This window comes from Pseudomonas sp. BP01 (assembly GCF_022760795.1).
In the GTDB taxonomy this organism is placed as follows: domain Bacteria; phylum Pseudomonadota; class Gammaproteobacteria; order Pseudomonadales; family Pseudomonadaceae; genus Aquipseudomonas; species Aquipseudomonas putida_Q.
The window spans coordinates 149,460-166,246 of record NZ_JAFBKA010000006.1 but is presented as its reverse complement, the minus strand read 5'-3'; the positions used below and the strand labels follow the sequence as shown (position 1 = coordinate 166,246).

Below are 16,787 nucleotides of genomic sequence, written 5' to 3'. Positions count from 1 at the left end.
AAAAATCGTAATTTGGAATGGCAAATATCCGTTTAGCTGATATTTTTAAAACATGACCCCAGAACAACTGATAACGTTTGCCACTGTCGCCGAGTACGGCAACATCAGCCATGCGGCGCAGGCGCTGCACCTGTCGCAGCCGGCGGTGTCGGGCCAGCTCAAGCTGCTGCAGGAGGCTTTTGGCGAGCCGCTGTATCAGCGCGCCGGCCGGGGTGTGCGGTTGACGGCAGCCGGCGAGCAATTGCTGGCCCATGCCGAGCGCCTGCGCGAAACCTTCCGCCAGGCCCAGGCACTGCGCGAGGCCATGCGTGGCCTGGAGCGCGGTACCTTGCGGATCGGTGCCAGTACCACACCTGCCAGCTACCTGCTGCCTTACCTGATTGCTGACTTCCATGCCCGCCACCCGGACGTGCTGGTGACTACATCGCACGGCAACACGGCAGAGATCGTCGCTGCGCTGGGCACTGTCGACATCGCCCTGATCGAGGGGCCGCCTGGGCAGGAGCTGCCCTTGGGCACGCAAGTGACGGCCTGGCGTGAGGACGAAATCGTTGCCATCGTGCCCAGTGGTCATCCGCTGGCGGGGAGTGACCAGCAGGCCTTGGCGTCGCTGGGTGCTTACCCGTTGGTGCTGCGCGAGAGCGGCTCGGGGGTGCGGCAGATTGTCGAACGGGCGTTTGCCCGTGATGGTGTGGCGATGCGCGTAGCGCTGGAAATTGCCGGGGTGGAAGGGGTGAAGGAGGCGGTGCGTGCGGGGATGGGTGTTGGCTTTGTGTCGGCGATGTCCATCCGCCATGAGGATGGGGCGCTGCACAGGTTGCAGGTTGCGCCGCAGCCTTTGGTCAGGCGGTTTTCCATTCTGATGCCGCATGCCGCGACGCCATCGCGAGCGGCGGCGCGGTTTCTTGAGTTGTGTGTGGGTATGCAAGAGGTCGGTTGACTGTGCCGGCCTTTTCGCGGCACAAGGCCGCTCCTACAGGGAGTGCGCAGCATTCAATGGCTTTGTACATGCAGGAGCGGCTTGTGCCGCGAAGAGGCCGGTGCAGGCGCCCTCAATTCAAATGAAAGACATGCTTCAGATAAGCAACAAAATTCTCGTCCCGGCACTGCGTCTTGCCCGGGCTGTCGGAAATCTTCGCCACTGGCGCCCCGTTACAGCCGGTCATCTTGATCACCATGTTCATCGGTTCAACCCCCGGGATATCACACGTGAGCTTGGTACCAATGCCAAAGCTCACATTGATCCGTTCATGCAACGCCCGGTACAGCCCCAGCGCCTTGGCAAAATCCAGCCCGTCGGAAAAGATCAGGGTCTTGCTCCTCGGGTCGATCCCTAGCCGCTCATAGTGGGCAATGGCTTTTTCTGCCCACGCTAGTGGATCGCCCGAGTCGTGCCGCAAGCCATCGAATAGCTTGGCGAAGTACAGATCGAAATCGCCAATGAAGGCATCCATGGTGATGCAGTCGGTTAACGCAATACCCAACAGCCCGCGGTACTCTCTTACCCAGCATTCCAGCGCAGCGGCCTGGCTGTCGACCAGGCGTGGGCCGAGCTGCTGGTGGGCCATGAACCATTCGTGGGCCATGGTGCCGAGTGGCTTGAGCTCGAATTCGCGGGCCAGGTGCACATTGCTGGTGCCGACGAAGCGCCCGGGAAAATCGTGCTTGAGGATGTGCACCACCTCTTCCTGCACGCGGTAGGAGAAGCGCCGCCGGGTTCCGAAGTCCGCCAGCTGGAAGCCGGCCAGCTCATCGGCGCTGGCCTCGGCTTTGAGCCAGTCCAGCTTCTGGTACAGGCGTTCGCCCACTTGCTCGATCACCACTTCGCGATAGCGGTAGCGGTTGCGTACTTCGCTGATGATCGCCAGCAGTGGGATCTCATAGAGGATCACGTGCAACCACGGCCCACGCACGCGGATTGCCAGTTGCCCGGCGCCATCCAGGCCAACCTGGACATAGCGCAGGTTGAAGCGAAACAGGCTGAGGAAGCGAATGAAGTCCGGCTTGAGGAAGGGGACTTTTTCCAGATAGGCCAGTTGGTCGTGGGTGACGGTAACCTCGGCCAGTTGCTCTATCTGATAGCGGATCTCGGCCAGGTAGGGGGAAAGGTCTTCGCCATTGCGACAGCGAAACTCCCATTCCACCTCGGCGTTGGGGTAGTTGTGCAGCACCGCCTGCATCATGGTGATCTTGTAGAAGTCGGTGTCCAGCAGGTTCTGGATGATGCGTGGGCCAAAAACACTGTCGCTCATGGGCGGTCTTCCTTGATCAGGGCAAGCTGGTGGTCAAGCGCGTCCTCGTCACCGCAGAGGATCACGCCCTCGGCGGCCAACGCACCACACGCCTCGATGGCGCCGGCCTGGGTAAGCGCGCGGCAGGCCGGCAGGTACAGCAGCACCTGGAAGCCGGCCTGGCGCAATTGGCGGGCGGTGGTCTTGACGCAATAGTCCAGGGCCAGGCCGCCGACGATCACCGCGCCCACCTGCTGCACCTTGAGGTATTCGATCACCCCGGTAGAGCGGCGCTCGGCAAGGTCGTGGTAGCAGGCGCCGTAGGGGTGCAGGTCAGGTTCGACGCCTTTCCACACGAAGTAGTCGTAGTCGATGGGGGCGGGCAGGCCGGGCAGCAGCGCGAAGCCCGGTGTACCGGGGACGCAGTGGCTGACCCAGGTCAGGTCGGCGTTGGCCAGTTGCAGGGGTTGCAGCATGTGCGCAGGGTCGGCGACCACCCAGGCGGCGTTGGCCGGGTGCGCGTCCTTGCTGCCCAGACGCAGGTCGGCGCGCAAGGCCATGGCGTTCAGGTCAGCCGCAATTTCGTCGCCTTCGGGCACGGGCAGCTCCAGCGGAGCGTTGGCAGTGAAGCCGTTTTGCGCGTCGACATCGAAACTGGCGATCTTCATGGCGATTCTCCTTGCTGGAATGGTTATATAATTCACCTGGTGTATTAAATATGTCAAGTGGCAAACGATATCGGGTTGGCGGTTGCCTTACTTAGATGCTCTGGTGGATTATTGTGCTACTGAAGAAGGAGCTGCACGGTGAGTACAGTCGAAGTCCTGGCCAGTGTCGACATTGTCGCCCTGCGCCTGGCCCCTGATGCCCAGCATCTGCAAGTGTTGTTGCACCGTCGTGAGCGCGAGCCCCATGCCGGGCAATGGGCCTTGCCCGGGGTCATCGTAAATGGGCGTACCCCCGACACCAGTCTGGAAGATGCCGCCAGCCGGGCCCTGCACGAGAAGGCCCGGGTGCAACCGTGTTACATGGAGCAGGTGGGTACCGAGGGCAATGCATTCCGCGATCCACGAGGGTGGTCGTTGAGCACCTATTACCTGGCGTTGCTCGACCCCGCGCAGGCCGTCGAAGGCGAGCAACTGGCGTTTTTCGATCTGGACAGTGTGCTGGGGCGCAAGGTGCTGTTGCCCTTTGACCACAACTTGCTGGTGGAGCGGGCCCGAGAACGGCTGGCGGCAAAGACGGTGTACAGCAGCCTGCCGCTTTACCTATTGGCGCAGAAGTTTACTGTGCAGGATGCGCTCGGGGCGGTGCAGGTATGCCTGGGGCAGGCGGTGAACGGTACCTCTGTGCGCAAACGCCTGGAGCGTTTACGCGAGCTGGGTTGGGTAAGGGATACCGGCGAGAAGCACCAGCCAAAACTGGGCCGGCCGCAGCAGTTGTACCAGTACACGCCGCACGGGGAGCGGGCATTCATGTTTGACCGCAGTTTGTTACCTGAAGGCGGATAACTGAAGGCCAGGCTGACCTGGCAGATCTACCAGTATCGACCCTGTCATCTACCGTGTACTGTCAAACACCTCTGCCAAAGGTGACGATGGAATGAGCACGATAGCTAACAAGGTCCCCAGTGTGCGCCTGTTCTACGCCAACACCAGGCTGGTTTGTTTGCTCGGTTTGGAAAACACGCGGTTAATGCGTGCTGATGGCAGGGCGCTAGCCCAGTTACAAACATCGGCCAGGCTGTTGCAAAGCGACGCAGCCAATACCGTAGTGGCAGCCCACGCTATTAACCTTCACGATTGCGAGGCTTATTCACCCTATGGTTTTTCGCCTGTCCAGAAAAAACTGGCAATGGTTGGTTTCACTGGCGAATGGCGTGATACACAGACGGGGTGCTATCCGTTGGGTAACGGGCATCGACTGTTCAGCCCATCACTCAGGCGTTTGACAGGGCCTGACGTATTGAGCCCGTTTGACAGAGGAGAGCTGAATGCATACGCCTATTGCACAGGTGATCCCATCAATTACTCAGACCCTTCAGGTCAATTGAGAGTCAGCCTTTCTGGAATGGCTAAAACCTTGGGTGCAATGAAGAAGACCGGTGCTACTGCTCTGCTGCGGGAACATAATGCGCCTATGACGCTCAAGCCTTTTATCCGACATTTAGCTCAAGAACCGTCTGATGTTAACGCTTTGCTGGCCTTACCCGAAGGAAATAATCAGGTATTCACAAAACTGTCCAAGGTTGAAGGGATAATTCGCCTCCAACGGCCGGATGTTGATTTTGTTGCAAACTTTGTTCCGACCGTATCTGTGCACAAAGAAGGGCATGTCTTCGCAGTGAACAGAGGGCAGCTTCCCAGAGGGGTCAAGGGATACGAATACACATGGCATGGTAGATATAACAATACCCCTCTCTTTGCTATAAGGCGCCCTAGCTCCTCTAGCACTGATCCTTCGTTCAATGGCCCACCGCCTGAATACGTTCCACCGCCCTCTTATGAAGATGCGACAGCACACGGGTTTGGCATCAGGACAGCAAGTTGATCATCCCCGCCGCCAGAATGGTCGCCAGCACGATCAACGCAGCCCCCGCCGCCATGCGCAAGCTCGGCTGGTCACCAAACAACCACCACGCGCCGATGATTGCGTACACCGGCTCCAGCGCGATATACACTGCGCTCGATCATGGCAATGAACGCCGGGAAGTCATTCCAGCGCCTTTTCCGCTGTGTGGGATGCCGAGCGTGTTCGAACAAGGCCCCGTCCTCAAACACTTGCCCTAGGCGATAGCTGTCGCTCAACAGCGTTCAGTAACTGGTCAACCGTCCAGGGTTTGGACAGGAACGTTGAACACGCAGGCAGGCGAACGCCGGGATCAAGTTGGCCGGCCGACATCACGATCACGGCGGTGGCAGGCCAACGATCAATGATCACGTGCGCAAGATCCACGCCATTGAGTTGGCCAGGCATCTGGATATCGGTCAAGACGAGGTCCAGGTGGGCCATGGTTGCCAGCACCGTTATCGCCTCATCGACACAACTACAGCTGTGCACGTCGAGGTCGAGCGATTCCAGCGCCTCGCAGGCGAGCATTCGGATCAACTCGTCATCCTCTACTACCAATACACTGCGAGCCATAATAAAAACCCCGATCATGTAGCCATACGGCCAGCGGCCATGACCAGTGGTTTCACGCGGCTGACGGGTGGCGCTTGGGGTGTTGGCAAGTGCAGCGATCTATACTTGCCCATTAGCGTCGGGCTTAGATGGTTTTTGTCATTGCCATCGATCCAGGATCGTTGGTAAATGAAGCCACGAATCTTTTTCGATCCCGATCCGGCACGTGCGCAGGGTCCACGGTGTCAAAGGGCACGCTCGAAAATAATCTTCCATATTGGCCAGCTGTGGATGAGAACCCATGCATCAACTGCCTCCCGATGAAATGATCAGGCTTGCACTACAGAAGTCACAGGCCCGTTTACACAAGCAGCATCAGTTGGTGGTGGAGTATGGCGTGTCGTCGCTCAGGTCGACGAACCTCGATACTTTGCTCACGCAGGCTTGTAGCGTGGTGGCCAACGGCATGAACACGCGTTTTGCCAAGGTGTTGATGCCCTTGCCGGGGAGCGATGATTTTTTGCTGACCCACGGCGTCGGTTGGGATCCCTCGGATATTGGCCACGCCAAGGTCGGTGGGGATGTGGCCAGTCCGGCGGGTTATGCCATCTCCACCTACCGCCCGGTGCTCTCCAACCATCTGGGCCAGGAGCAACGCTTCCGCACGCCGGACCTGTTGAAAAAATACGGAATCGAACGCGCCATCAACGTGCCTATCCGGGGTGCGCTCAGGCCCTTTGGTGTGCTGGAGGCGGATAGCACCGACGGTGACGACTTCATCGAAAGCGACCTGGTCTTCCTTGAGGGTATCTCCAACGTCATCTCCATGGCCGTGGAGCGCCTGGCAAATGGGGCGGATGACCAGTTACCGGATCGCTATTCCGAGAGCATGCTCAATGCCAGCCCGGACTGCGTAAAGATCCTCACCACCCACGGCGACATCGAATTCATGAATGAGGCCGGCATGTGCCTCATGCACATCGGCGAGCTGGCAGAGGTGCGGGGCAAACCTTGGACCCAGCTGTGGCCTGATGACTCCAAGGCGGTAGTGCGTGATGCCATGGCGCGTTCCGTGGCCGGCGAGTCGGCAAGGTTTGAGGCCTACTGCCCTACGGCCACCGATGAGCCGAGATGGTGGGACGTCACCATTGCGCCCATTCTGAGCACCGAGGGCAAGGTCGACAGGCTGATCGCGGTGTCGCGTGACATCACAGAGCGGCACCAGCATGAGGCTCAGTTGCTGTCGCTGATTGCCGTGCAGAACACCAAGCTGAGCGACAGCGATCTCTATCTCGAAGAGATTCACCATCGGGTGAAGAACAGCCTGCATCTGGTGAACACCCTGCTGCAGCTTCAAGCCAATCTGTCGGCGGATGAGGCGGTCAAGATCCAGCTGCAGACGGCAGCCAGCCGTGTGCTGACGATAGCCAGTGTGCATGAACGCCTCTATCAGACCGCAGAAACCCAGGGTGTCCTGGCATCAGAGTATCTTGGCGCCTTGTTGAGTGACCTGGGGTCGGCGCTGGCTGAACGAAAGATCGTTCTGGACGCCGATGCTTTCATTCTCCCTCCACAGCGGATGGCACCGTTGGGCCTGGTCATTTCCGAGCTGATCACCAACGCCCTCAAGTACGGCAAGGGCACCATTGGCGTGAGCGTCCAGGATGCAGGCGACCATGCTTTGATTACGGTAAGGGACGAGGGGGAGGGCTTTCCTGAGTCTTATCCCGAACCAAGCGGAACAGGCCTGGGCATGCGGCTGGTGAAAAGCTATTCAGGGTATGGGGCCAATGCAATTACGCTGGATCGGCTCGCCCGAAACAGTACGATTTGTGTGAAGTTCAAGCTGTAGGTTCGCTTGAATCCGCCCTGGCCCGCACCGCGCTCCGTATCGGCACTAACGGTCAAAGGTACGAGCACCTGGACTTGGCGGTGACTAGCCATGTTTGCGACGCCTGCTACCGCTTCGAAGCCAGCTCCTCATTGCGTCTGCGTTGTTAACGAAACAATGCGGGCGCTTTAGGTGAACAGAATTTCACTACTGAAAAACACATTTCCCTCTGAGTCAGTTTTTTTTTGGCTATAGGGGGGATAGCCTCCCACTACCAAATACATTAATAACTCTAAGAAAGGTAGATGATCATGCATCGTGGCGACCATGCCTTGCCTAGCCAAAAATCCAAGATCCTCTGGCGCGTAGCGGCCATCGCAACCATGGGTTCTCTTGCCTTCGGTTACGACACCGGCGTGATCTCTGGCGCTCTTCCATTCATGACACTCGACCCTGGTCAGGGGGGGCTCGGCTTGACCCCTTTGACTGAGGGTGCGGTTGCATCCTCTCTGATCTTTGGTGGTGCGATTGGGGCGTTTGCTGCCGGTCAACTGGCGGATCGCTACGGGCGCCTTCTCGTTCTAAAGCTCCTGGCTCTCCTCTTTGCCTTCGGCGCTATCGGTAGCGCGCTGGCCCCGAGTATCTGGGCCATGATCATGATTCGCTTCGCCTTGGGCATTGCTGTCGGCGGGGCTTCCTCCATCGTTCCTGTGTTCATCGCCGAGCTCGCCGGCCCTAAGCATCGGGGGAGACTGGTCTGCCAGAGCGAGTTGATGATCGTCTCTGGGCAGTGTTTGGCATACGTGTCCAGCGCACTACTGGCCCACCTGTTTGAGAACCCTGCCATCTGGCGATACATGCTGGCCATTGCCTTGATTCCCGCAGCATTGCTGTACATGGGTACAAATTTCGTTCCGACCTCGCCACGCTGGTTGGTTGCCAAAGGCCGCGTTGACGAGGCTCGCACGGTGTTGCTCGGTCTTCGGGATACGGAAAAAGAAACCGATGAAGAGGTGCGGGAAATCGTCGAGCAGTGCAGTTTCGAGCGGACTCATACCAGCCTTGTCAGCAAGCTCAGTGAGCCCTGGCTGATGAAGCTGCTGTTGGTGGGTATCGGTCTTGGCTTCGTTATCCAGGCTACTGGCGTCAACGCCTTCATGTACTACACACCGAGCATTCTAAAATCCACTGGTATGGGTACCAGTGCGGCGCTGGTCGCTACGATTGGCAATGGGGTCATTTCGGTAATAGCCTGCATGATTGGGATGTGGGCTATTAGCCGTATGGGTCGGCGTCCGATGCTGCTCTTGGGTCTTGCAGTTGTAGTCCTGACCCAAATCTTCCTTGGTATCGTCATCAATTTCATGCCGAGCTCGCTCACGCAGAGCTATCTGGCCCTGTCCGGCATTCTGGTGTTCCTCTTCTTCATGCAGATGTGCATCGGCCCCGTCTACTGGGTGCTGATGTCGGAAATCTTCCCCACCCACGCCCGTGGCGTCATGAACGGGATCGCGGTTGGCTTGTTCTGGATCTTCAACGCTATCGTGGCCTTTGCTTTCCCGATTGCTCTCAGCTATTTCGGCGGAATGACCTTCTTCCTGTTCGCAGTGGTGAATGTCTTTTCCATCATCTTCTGCCTGCGCTGCATCCCTGAAACCAAGGGGCTTTCGCTAGAAGAGATCGAGCGGCTCATGGAGCGTCGCTTTGGTGGCAAGGGCGATGCTCTTCAAGAGGCGGACGTTAAACCTAATGCGAGTATTTCCTGGTGAAACTGTGTAAGTAGTTGAAATCGCAGTGGCGCTACCGAAGCGTAGTGCCACTGGGTATTAATGCCATCCCCGTTAAATTCGTCCGCTTAATCCCTCTCGTTCATTGCTTGCTTTCACTGCTTGGCGCGTGGGGGCGAGCTCGTTTGCGTGTCGTTCAGGCATTGGGGCTTTCTGCCGATAAGCCCGCCTTAAGTAACAATAATAAAAGTACCGTAGGAGAGTATATGCCAGTCGTTTATCTTCGTCCCGTTAATCCGCGTCTTCTGCTGGGTGTTACTGTATTGGGGTTAATTGGTTTAATGTCGGATCATGTAAGGGCTGATGAAAAATTTGATGCCTCAAACTACTTGTCTGGTGACTGGGGCGGTTTGAGGTCTGAGCTGCACGACAAGGGTGCTGATATCACAGTCGAGTATGTGGGGGAGGCCGCTGCAAATTTGCACGGTGGGTACAACAAGGACAAGACCGCGCGCTATACCGACCAGCTCGCCCTGGGGACGACCCTTGACATGAACAAGCTTGCCGGATGGCACGGAGCAAAGTTCCAGCTGATGGTTACCGAGCGCAGCGGTCGCAACCTGGCGGGGGACCGGATTGGTGATCCACGCGCAGGCATGCTCAGCTCGACTCAGGAGGTGTATGGTCGTGGACAGACCTGGCGCCTGACCCAGATGTGGCTGAGCCAGGAGTTTCTGGAGGGTGATCTGGATGTGAAATTCGGGCGCTTCGGTGAAGGTGAGGACTTCAACGCCTTCCCCTGCGATTTCCAGAACAACGCCTTCTGCGGTGCCCAGGTGGCGAACTGGGCGGGCTCCGTTTGGTACAACTGGCCTGTAAGCCAATGGGCAGCGCGGGTGAAGTACAAGATCACACCAGAGGTATATGCGCAGGTGGGGGCCTTTGAGGTCAACTCCTCTTACCTTGAGACCGGCAATGGCTTCAAGCTCAGCGGCAGTGGTGCTGAGGGGGCCTTGTTCCCTGTAGAGCTGGTCTGGACACCGAAGGTAAATGGCTTGCCAGGCGAATATCGAGCTGGGTATTACTACAGCAATGCGAAGGCTGACGATGTCTTCGACGGCGCCGACGGCCAGCCACAGCCGGTCTCAGGTGGCGCATTCCAGAGTCACGGCAGCAAGCACGGCGCTTGGATAGTCATCCAGCAACAGCTGACGTCTCGCGGTGGCTCCACTGATCGAGGTCTGTCTGTCTTCTTCAATGCCACGATGCACGATAAGGAAACCAACCTGGTCGACAATTTCGTTCAGGCAGGTGTGTCGTATAAAGGCCCGTTAGACTCACGACCGAAGGATGACTTCGGCTTTGGGGTCGCACGCATCCACGTCAATCCAGCAGTCGCCAAGCAGGCGAGCCTCACCAACCAGCTCGCTGACATCAGTGACTACGACAACCCGGCGTTCATGCCTATCCGTGATACCGAATACGATGCGGAGATCTACTACGGGTTTGCAATAACGCCCTGGCTCACCCTGAGGCCGAACCTTCAGTACATTCGTCACCCGGGTGGCGTGGATGAGGTCGACAGTGCGGTGGTTGCCGGCCTGAAGATGGCTGTTAAGTTCTAAGCCGATCCTAGAGCAACAAGCCCGACATTTATGTCGGGCTTTTTGTTGGGCGCCAATCGTGGGTAGTGTCTCATGATGCTGCATGCAGAGAATCAACAGGCGATAAAAAGCCCGTTCAGTGAACGGGCTCCTTTGTCGTGGGTTTAGCCTACGTAATCAACCTGGTAGCGATGTGTACGCAGGTTCCCCAGTGCTTCTTTCACGCGAATGTGCGCGGGGTGGGTCGCGTAGTCCTGGAGCGCCTGAGCCGACACAAATTCTGAGTACAGGACGACATGGCATGCGTAGTCGATCTTGCTGAAGTCGACACCGATTTCGAGAAGCTTGAGGCCAGGAATCTCGTGCCGGATTGCTTCAAACTCTTGCTTCACTTTATGAATGTTTTCGGTGCGTTCTTGTTCGCTGTCACCGCGTAAATTCCACATGACAATGTGTTTGACAGGTTGCATGTTGGTGCTCCAGGGAAGGGCAAAGCCCAAGCAATTTTGCTCGGGCTGTAGTGGAATTTTGTTATCGGGTGACAGGATTCAGAACAAAGTCAAAGTCGAGCGTGAAGTACGGGGTGTCGACTTTCTCACCGTATGGATCAACCCCTGGCTGATGCTCTACCCAGTCGGCGATGAGCGAGGAGCGGACACCGAATACGGCGTCGGAATCCAGGTACTCACCATGCTCACGGAAGACGTGGGTTACCAGGCGCTCATGGTTCGGCGAGATGATCATGAAGTGCAGGTGCGCAGGTCTCCACGGGTGGCGGTCTAGCGCCTGCAGCATTTTGCCTACCGGGCCATCGTGGGGAATCGGATAGCACTCAGGGACGATGGTCTTGAAGTGGTAGAGGCCTTCGCTGTCTGCCTGCAGCACCGCGCGGCCCTGATAAGTCTCTTGGCCTAGTTCGGGTTTCTGGACGTCGTAGAAGCCGGCGTCGTCAGCCTGCCATACCTCGATGACAGCGTGAGGCACTGGGTTGCCATCGATGTCTTTAATAGAGCCGTGTACATACCACGGCACGCCCGGCAAACCATCGCTGATGTCGGCGCCGAGGTCGTACTGCGGGGCATTCTGCACGTGGAATGGGCCGAACACGGTGGCTTCAGTGCAGCCGTCTGGCTTCTTGTGGTTCTGTGCCGTCACGAGGGTGGACAGGCCCAGCGTATCCGAGAGAAGGATGAATTCCTGGCGTGTCGGAGAACAGATCTGGCCCACTGCAGTCAGGAATTCGATGCCTTTCTCCCACTCTGGCTCGGTGAGTTTGGTCTCACGAGCGAAAGCGTGAAGGTGCTGAACCAGGCTGGTCATGATCTCGCGCAGGCGCGCGTCATCAGCGTTGGCGTTTCGAGTCAAAACGGCCTGGGTAATAGTGTGTTCGTCCAGATTTCTCATTGGTTGCCCCTGGTTCCTTCTTTCTTGTAATCGGCGATGTCGGGGGGCTTCCCCAGCATTTTCGAATTGGTGTAACTACGCTAAAGTGCTTCCCAGTGGAATAAAATACTGACAATGAAATTCTTTGTTTCACCCGTGAAAAACTGAGAGGCATCCCGTGGATCGCTACACCGAGATTGAGCTCTTCGTCCAGACAGCGGAGCTGGGAACGCTGAGTAAGGCTGCTGAGAAGTTGGACATTTCCAATGCTGCAGCGAGCCGTCACCTGGCTGCGCTCGAGAGTCGGCTTCGTGTCCGTCTCGTCGACCGGAATACCCGGCGCTTGGCGTTGACCAACGCGGGTCATGATTTTTACGGGCGGTGTAAGGCGCTGCTCGCCGAATGGGCTGAGGCTGAAGCGTCGGTGAATGCGGCGTTGGTTGAGCCCACCGGTACCCTTACCATCACTGCGACGATTTCCTTCTCCATGCTGCACCTGGCGCCTCTGGTGCCGGCATTCAAGCGTCTGTACCCGGGTATCAAGGTGAAGATCATCGGTGCCAACCGTTACTACGACATCATGGATACCGAGATTGATCTCGCGATCCGTACCAGGGAGTTTGAAGCGGACTCCAACATCACGATTCGGCGCTTGGCGCAGACGCGAAGAGTACTTGCAGCATCACCGTCCTACCTGGCCCAGCGTGGCTGTCCACAAACAGTGGCCGACCTCGAGCATCACGACCTGCTTATTTATAGCCACGCCAACCATCCCAACTCGATGGAGTTCACCAGGGGAGAAGAGAGAGCTTCGGTCAAGATTCAGCCTTCGATGGAATCGAATGACGGTCAGATAGTCAGGGCGGCTGCGCTAGCCGGTGCAGGAATTTTGGTGCAGCCCAAATACATTATCTACGACGATTTGGTTGCTGGCAGGTTGCTACCTGTTCTCGATGATTGGGACCTGCCGCGACTGACGATCAACCTTGCTTTCCAAGATCGTCGATACATGCCTGCCAAAACCCGGTTGTTCATCGACTTCTTGCTGGAGCATTTCAAGAAGGAAGGCTACGAGCGCTATTGGACTCGCTAAAAAAAGACCCACTCAGCCCCCCGCACGAGGATTGAGTGGGTTAAGGAAAGTCCGCAACTTAAATCGGGCGGTTACCTTCATAAGCATTCTGAAGCAGCTCGCGAATCGCATCCCGCTCGATTGGGCGAGGGTTCCAATATGGGTTGGCTAACGCAATTTCTGTGGCGCGATCCATATCAGCTTCGCTAACACCCAGAGACTTGAGCGCCAGTGGCGCACCCAAGGATTTGGACAGGTCGTACAGAGCCTGTCCAGCCGAGGCAGATTTACCGCCCAGGGCTCGAACGATGCGGGCAGCCGCTTCAGGTGCTGCTTCGGAGTTGTATGAAATAGCGTGCGGCAGCACGATGGTGTGCGTTGGAGCGTGAGGCAGGTTGAAGCTGCCGCCCAGGGTGTGGCAGAGCTTGTGGTGAAGCGCCATACCGACGTTGCCCAAGACGGTGCTGCACAGCCAGGCGCCGTACAGGCAGTCAGAGCGGGCATCCAGATCTTCCGGGTTCTCGATGATCAGCTTGAGGCCTTCAGCCATTGCTCGGATGCCTTCTTCTGCGATCAGCGACATCACGGGGTTACCGTCTTGGGCGTACAGCCCTTCCGCGGCATGTGCGATGGCGTTCATGCCGCTGGTTACAGACAATTCGACCGGAAGGGTCGCCGACAGCTCAGGGTCATAGATGACGGTCTTCGGCAGAACGCGCACGTCTTTGCCCGTCCGTTTGATGCCGTTTTCAGTCAGGCCATAAACCGAGGTCATTTCGGAGCCGGCGTAGGTGGTCGGGATTGCAAGAATTGGTAGGCCGGATTCCAGGGCAATCGCTTTACCCAGGCCGGTGGTCGAGCCGCCGCCGATGGCCACAGCGCAGTCAGCCCCCAGTGCTTGAGCAACCTCACGAGCCTCACGCGCCGTTTCGATTGGGACGTGCATAACGGCTTTGTCGAAGATGCCGGCAGCGCGAGAGCCCAACATGTCAGCGATGCGTTCTGCCTGGCTGCGCTGTTCTGGAGTCGAGAGTACCAACGCACGGCGCGATCCCAGGTGATCAATTTCAGCTTCGAGTTGCTGAAGAGAGCCTTTTCCGAAGATGACGCGGGAAGGAAGACCGGTGTAGGTGAAATTCGCGATAGCCACGGGTTCTAGTCCTATTGTTGTTGACTGCAAATGGCAGCAGGCGGAGCGCTGCAGATGAATTACGGTGCGCTATTTGATGGGGGTCGGCTGGTAGGCCAGAAACTTCCACTCGCCACCCAATGACGACCATATGGAAAGGGTGCGGTTATTCAGCGTTTTGTGAGTGCCGCCGGCTACGATCTCACCGGCCATTCGACCGTGCACAATTGCAACGTTGCCGAGGACCTGAATGTTGTCGATGGGGACGTCGAGGTTGAGGTACTGGTAGTAGCCGTCCCTGCACTTGGCCACATAACTCGATAGCGAGTCGATGACACCTGTGGAGTGGGTATAGGTGAGGCCCGGGTGGGAGAGGGCGATAAAGGTGTCGATATCGCCCTCAAGCATGGCGCGATATCGACGACCTTCCAGATCATGAATGTGAGATCTGATCTCTTCGGTGATGTGGATCATGCTGGACTGACCTGAACCTTGTACTTGGTCGGGTCAGCGTATATTTACCTTTATCGGTTAAAAACCGATTTTCGGGAAATCTTTATTTCACCTGTGAAAAACTGCTTACTTAGTCCAAAGGCGCTCGTAGTCGTTTTTCCGGAACCGTTCCGCCAAGGCTTCAATGAACAGCCGCACTTTTGCAGGCATGTGTCGGCGTGTCTGAAAGGCGATGTTCATGGTGAGGCGTGGAAGATCCCAGTCGTCCAACACCGAGACGAGTTCTCCACGCTCCAGGTGATCCTGCACGATGTATTTCGGCTGGATCAAAATCCCGAGATCATCGAGTGCTGCCTTCAATACAAACTGGCCGTCATTGGCAGAAATGAAAGATCTCACATTCACTGTCGCGGTTTCATCACGCCGCTTGAATGGCAGCTCGGTCGGATTGATCGCATAGTCGTAGACCAGCATCTTGTGGCGGATAAGATCCATCGGATGCTTGGGGATGCCGTTCTTCTCGAGGTAAGCGGGGGAGGCGGCGAGGATCCTACGGGTTTCTGCCAGGCGCCTGATCGTGAGGTTGTTATCTGCTTCGAACTGCCTGGTGCGGATGGCGACGTCTACGTTGTTTTCCATCACGTCCAGGTATCGGTTGGCAGCGATCACGTCGACACTGATCTCGGGGTAGCGCCGAGTGAACTCAGGAAGCAGCGGTTCGATGTGGAGCAGGCAGAATGAAAGGGAGGCAGTAACCCGGAGCACACCACGTGGCTGCACTACCGCGTCCCTGGCCACGCTCTCGGCTTCTTTCAGGTCTGCCATCACAGACCTGGTGCGCCTGTAGAACTCCTCTCCCACCTCGGTGAGTGACAGTTGCCTTGTTGTGCGCTGCACAAGGCGAACACCCAACCTCGTTTCCAAAGCGATTAGGTGACGGCTTGCTGCAGAGACAGACAGCCCAAGTCGCTCGGCTGCCTTGCTGATGCTGCCGGCCTCGGCCACTTGGAGAAAAAACTCGACCTCTTTGAACGGATCCACGCGATTCTCCCGCTATGTGGGAAGCTGTATCCCGATCTTACGGGTTTTTTCCACCCATGGGAGAAATTAGACTCACCTCAACGTCACAAAAACAAGAAGTGGTAAAAACCATGAGACGCCAAGCCCAAGCTTCGTGCACTCCATACTTTCGCGGTCAGCCATTCCGAGGCTTCCGCTCGTCCTTCTTGTTGCTCGACCTCAACAACTCTCATCTTCCTGAAAGCCTTACCCAGCTTCCCGTGGGCGGTATTCACGTGGATGGAGCTTCGTGCTTCGCGAACACCGTTCGCTTTTCCCTCGTAATTTGAGTGATTCGACATGCCTAGTAATCAAGTTGATCTGATCGCCTCCTACTGGACTATCGCAGGTGACACCTACCCAGGTGCGCAGAGCGAAATCAGTCCTTACACCTTGCAGGAACGCGCCGAAGCAGCTTCCAAAGCCGGCTGGCGAGGCATGGGGTTGGTGTACTCCGACATCGTTCACTCCATTGAAAAACTTGGGCTGCCAACCGTTCGCCAGATTTTCCAAGACAACGGCATGAAGCACCTGGAGGTCGAGTTTCTGATCGACTGGCACCTGGCTTGCGAGCGTCGTTCGGTATCGGATCGTATGTGCAAAGAGCTGCTCGATATTGCTGCAGATGTCGGCGCCACTCGCCTGAAATGTGCTGCAGGCCTGTTTGAAGAGGGCGACGTTGACGTCCCGCTGATGCGTGAATCGTTCGCGATCCTCTGTGACAAAGCTGCGGAGTACAAGGTCAACGTAGCCATCGAGTTCCTGCCGTTCTCCAGCGTTAACACCATCGATAAGGCGCTGGCTGTATCCGAAGGTGTTCGCCCTAACGGTGGCCTGATGGTCGATAGCTGGCACATCGCTCGTGGTGGTATGGGCTTCGATGAAATCAGCAAGATTCCTCTTGAGCTGATCAAAGGCGTCGAGATCGATGACGCTGACCTGGCCCTGGTCGGTGACGTGTTCAACGACTCCACCCACCACCGTAAATGCTGCGGTGAGGGGCAGCTGGATCTCCCGCACTTCGTTCAGGCAATACTCGACACCGGCTATCGCGGCCCATGGGGTGTGGAGCTCATCTCGGCTGAGCTGCGCAAGCTGCCCTTGGATGTAGTGGCCAAGCGTGCCTTCGACTCGACGATGGCCCAATTCGTACACGCGCGCTTCTGAGCCCGCGT

17 protein-coding genes are annotated in these 16,787 nt (G+C 57.2%); 8 read left to right on the top strand and 9 right to left on the bottom strand.

The window, feature by feature from the left end:
- The first annotated feature begins 52 nt into the window (after positions 1 to 52).
- Entirely contained in the window at positions 53 to 940 is an 888-nt protein-coding gene (locus tag JOY50_RS07920) for a LysR family transcriptional regulator (RefSeq protein ID WP_138736785.1), read from the top strand.
- 112 nt (positions 941 to 1,052) lie between these two features.
- On the opposite strand, the gene pncB is transcribed toward JOY50_RS07920, so the two are convergent.
- Positions 1,053 to 2,252 (bottom strand): nicotinate phosphoribosyltransferase, encoded by a 1,200-nt coding sequence (gene pncB / locus JOY50_RS07915; RefSeq protein WP_132841025.1) that lies wholly within the window; start codon positions 2,250 to 2,252, stop codon positions 1,053 to 1,055.
- On the bottom strand, positions 2,249 to 2,899 hold the full coding sequence (locus JOY50_RS07910) for an isochorismatase family protein (protein ID WP_063423641.1): 651 nt from the start codon (positions 2,897 to 2,899) through the stop codon (positions 2,249 to 2,251). The genes pncB and JOY50_RS07910 overlap by 4 nt, the downstream gene beginning before the upstream one ends.
- A 138-nt stretch (positions 2,900 to 3,037) precedes the next feature.
- On the opposite strand from JOY50_RS07910, the gene JOY50_RS07905 reads away from it, so the two are divergent.
- Both JOY50_RS07905 and JOY50_RS07900 read left to right on the top strand, forming a co-directional pair.
- Positions 3,038 to 3,742, top strand: coding sequence for an NUDIX domain-containing protein (locus JOY50_RS07905; protein ID WP_132841020.1), 705 nt, complete (start codon positions 3,038 to 3,040; stop codon positions 3,740 to 3,742).
- A gap of 91 nt (positions 3,743 to 3,833) precedes the next feature.
- A complete protein-coding gene (locus tag JOY50_RS07900; RefSeq protein ID WP_132841018.1) occupies positions 3,834 to 4,781 on the top strand; it encodes an RHS repeat-associated core domain-containing protein in 948 nt (315 codons plus the stop codon).
- Here JOY50_RS07900 and JOY50_RS07895 read toward each other — a convergent pair.
- Both JOY50_RS07895 and JOY50_RS07890 read right to left on the bottom strand, forming a co-directional pair.
- Entirely contained in the window at positions 4,765 to 4,911 is a 147-nt protein-coding gene (locus JOY50_RS07895; protein ID WP_238342288.1) for a hypothetical protein, read from the bottom strand. The genes JOY50_RS07900 and JOY50_RS07895 overlap by 17 nt on opposite strands.
- 92 nt (positions 4,912 to 5,003) lie before the next feature.
- Positions 5,004 to 5,375: a response regulator gene (locus JOY50_RS07890; protein WP_192902513.1), complete on the bottom strand. Its 372-nt coding sequence runs from the start codon at positions 5,373 to 5,375 to the stop codon at positions 5,004 to 5,006.
- A gap of 280 nt (positions 5,376 to 5,655) precedes the next feature.
- Between JOY50_RS07890 and JOY50_RS07885 the strand changes: the two genes are divergently transcribed.
- From JOY50_RS07885 to JOY50_RS07875, 3 genes are all read left to right on the top strand, one after another.
- Positions 5,656 to 7,206, top strand: a complete 1,551-nt coding sequence (locus JOY50_RS07885) for a PAS domain-containing protein (protein WP_138736783.1) — start codon at positions 5,656 to 5,658, stop codon at positions 7,204 to 7,206.
- A gap of 284 nt (positions 7,207 to 7,490) precedes the next feature.
- Positions 7,491 to 8,954: a sugar porter family MFS transporter gene (locus JOY50_RS07880; protein WP_243055034.1), complete on the top strand. Its 1,464-nt coding sequence runs from the start codon at positions 7,491 to 7,493 to the stop codon at positions 8,952 to 8,954.
- 224 nt (positions 8,955 to 9,178) lie between these two features.
- A complete protein-coding gene (locus JOY50_RS07875; RefSeq protein ID WP_405045973.1) occupies positions 9,179 to 10,537 on the top strand; it encodes a carbohydrate porin in 1,359 nt (452 codons plus the stop codon).
- 143 nt (positions 10,538 to 10,680) lie between these two features.
- Here the strand turns inward: JOY50_RS07875 and JOY50_RS07870 are convergent, their stop codons facing one another.
- The gene (locus tag JOY50_RS07870; protein ID WP_016499229.1) at positions 10,681 to 10,986 is read right to left on the bottom strand and encodes a Dabb family protein; all 306 of its coding nucleotides are present in this window, start codon (positions 10,984 to 10,986) and stop codon (positions 10,681 to 10,683) included.
- A gap of 61 nt (positions 10,987 to 11,047) precedes the next feature.
- Positions 11,048 to 11,920: an intradiol ring-cleavage dioxygenase gene (locus JOY50_RS07865; protein ID WP_243055033.1), complete on the bottom strand. Its 873-nt coding sequence runs from the start codon at positions 11,918 to 11,920 to the stop codon at positions 11,048 to 11,050.
- A 157-nt stretch (positions 11,921 to 12,077) separates the two neighbouring features.
- On the opposite strand from JOY50_RS07865, the gene JOY50_RS07860 reads away from it, so the two are divergent.
- The gene (locus JOY50_RS07860) at positions 12,078 to 12,992 is read left to right on the top strand and encodes a LysR family transcriptional regulator (RefSeq protein ID WP_243055032.1); all 915 of its coding nucleotides are present in this window, start codon (positions 12,078 to 12,080) and stop codon (positions 12,990 to 12,992) included.
- 58 nt (positions 12,993 to 13,050) lie between these two features.
- On the opposite strand, the gene JOY50_RS07855 is transcribed toward JOY50_RS07860, so the two are convergent.
- From JOY50_RS07855 to JOY50_RS07845, 3 genes are all read right to left on the bottom strand, one after another.
- Positions 13,051 to 14,121: a maleylacetate reductase gene (locus tag JOY50_RS07855; protein ID WP_016499232.1), complete on the bottom strand. Its 1,071-nt coding sequence runs from the start codon at positions 14,119 to 14,121 to the stop codon at positions 13,051 to 13,053.
- A gap of 69 nt (positions 14,122 to 14,190) precedes the next feature.
- On the bottom strand, positions 14,191 to 14,574 hold the full coding sequence (locus tag JOY50_RS07850; protein WP_241800242.1) for a nuclear transport factor 2 family protein: 384 nt from the start codon (positions 14,572 to 14,574) through the stop codon (positions 14,191 to 14,193).
- Positions 14,575 to 14,679: 105 nt separating this feature from the next.
- Positions 14,680 to 15,594, bottom strand: a complete 915-nt coding sequence (locus tag JOY50_RS07845; protein ID WP_197898950.1) for a LysR family transcriptional regulator — start codon at positions 15,592 to 15,594, stop codon at positions 14,680 to 14,682.
- A 318-nt stretch (positions 15,595 to 15,912) separates the two neighbouring features.
- Here JOY50_RS07845 and JOY50_RS07840 point away from each other — a divergent pair, with 318 nt between their 5' ends.
- Positions 15,913 to 16,779: a sugar phosphate isomerase/epimerase gene (locus tag JOY50_RS07840; protein WP_243055031.1), complete on the top strand. Its 867-nt coding sequence runs from the start codon at positions 15,913 to 15,915 to the stop codon at positions 16,777 to 16,779.
- Positions 16,780 to 16,787 lie beyond the last annotated feature (8 nt).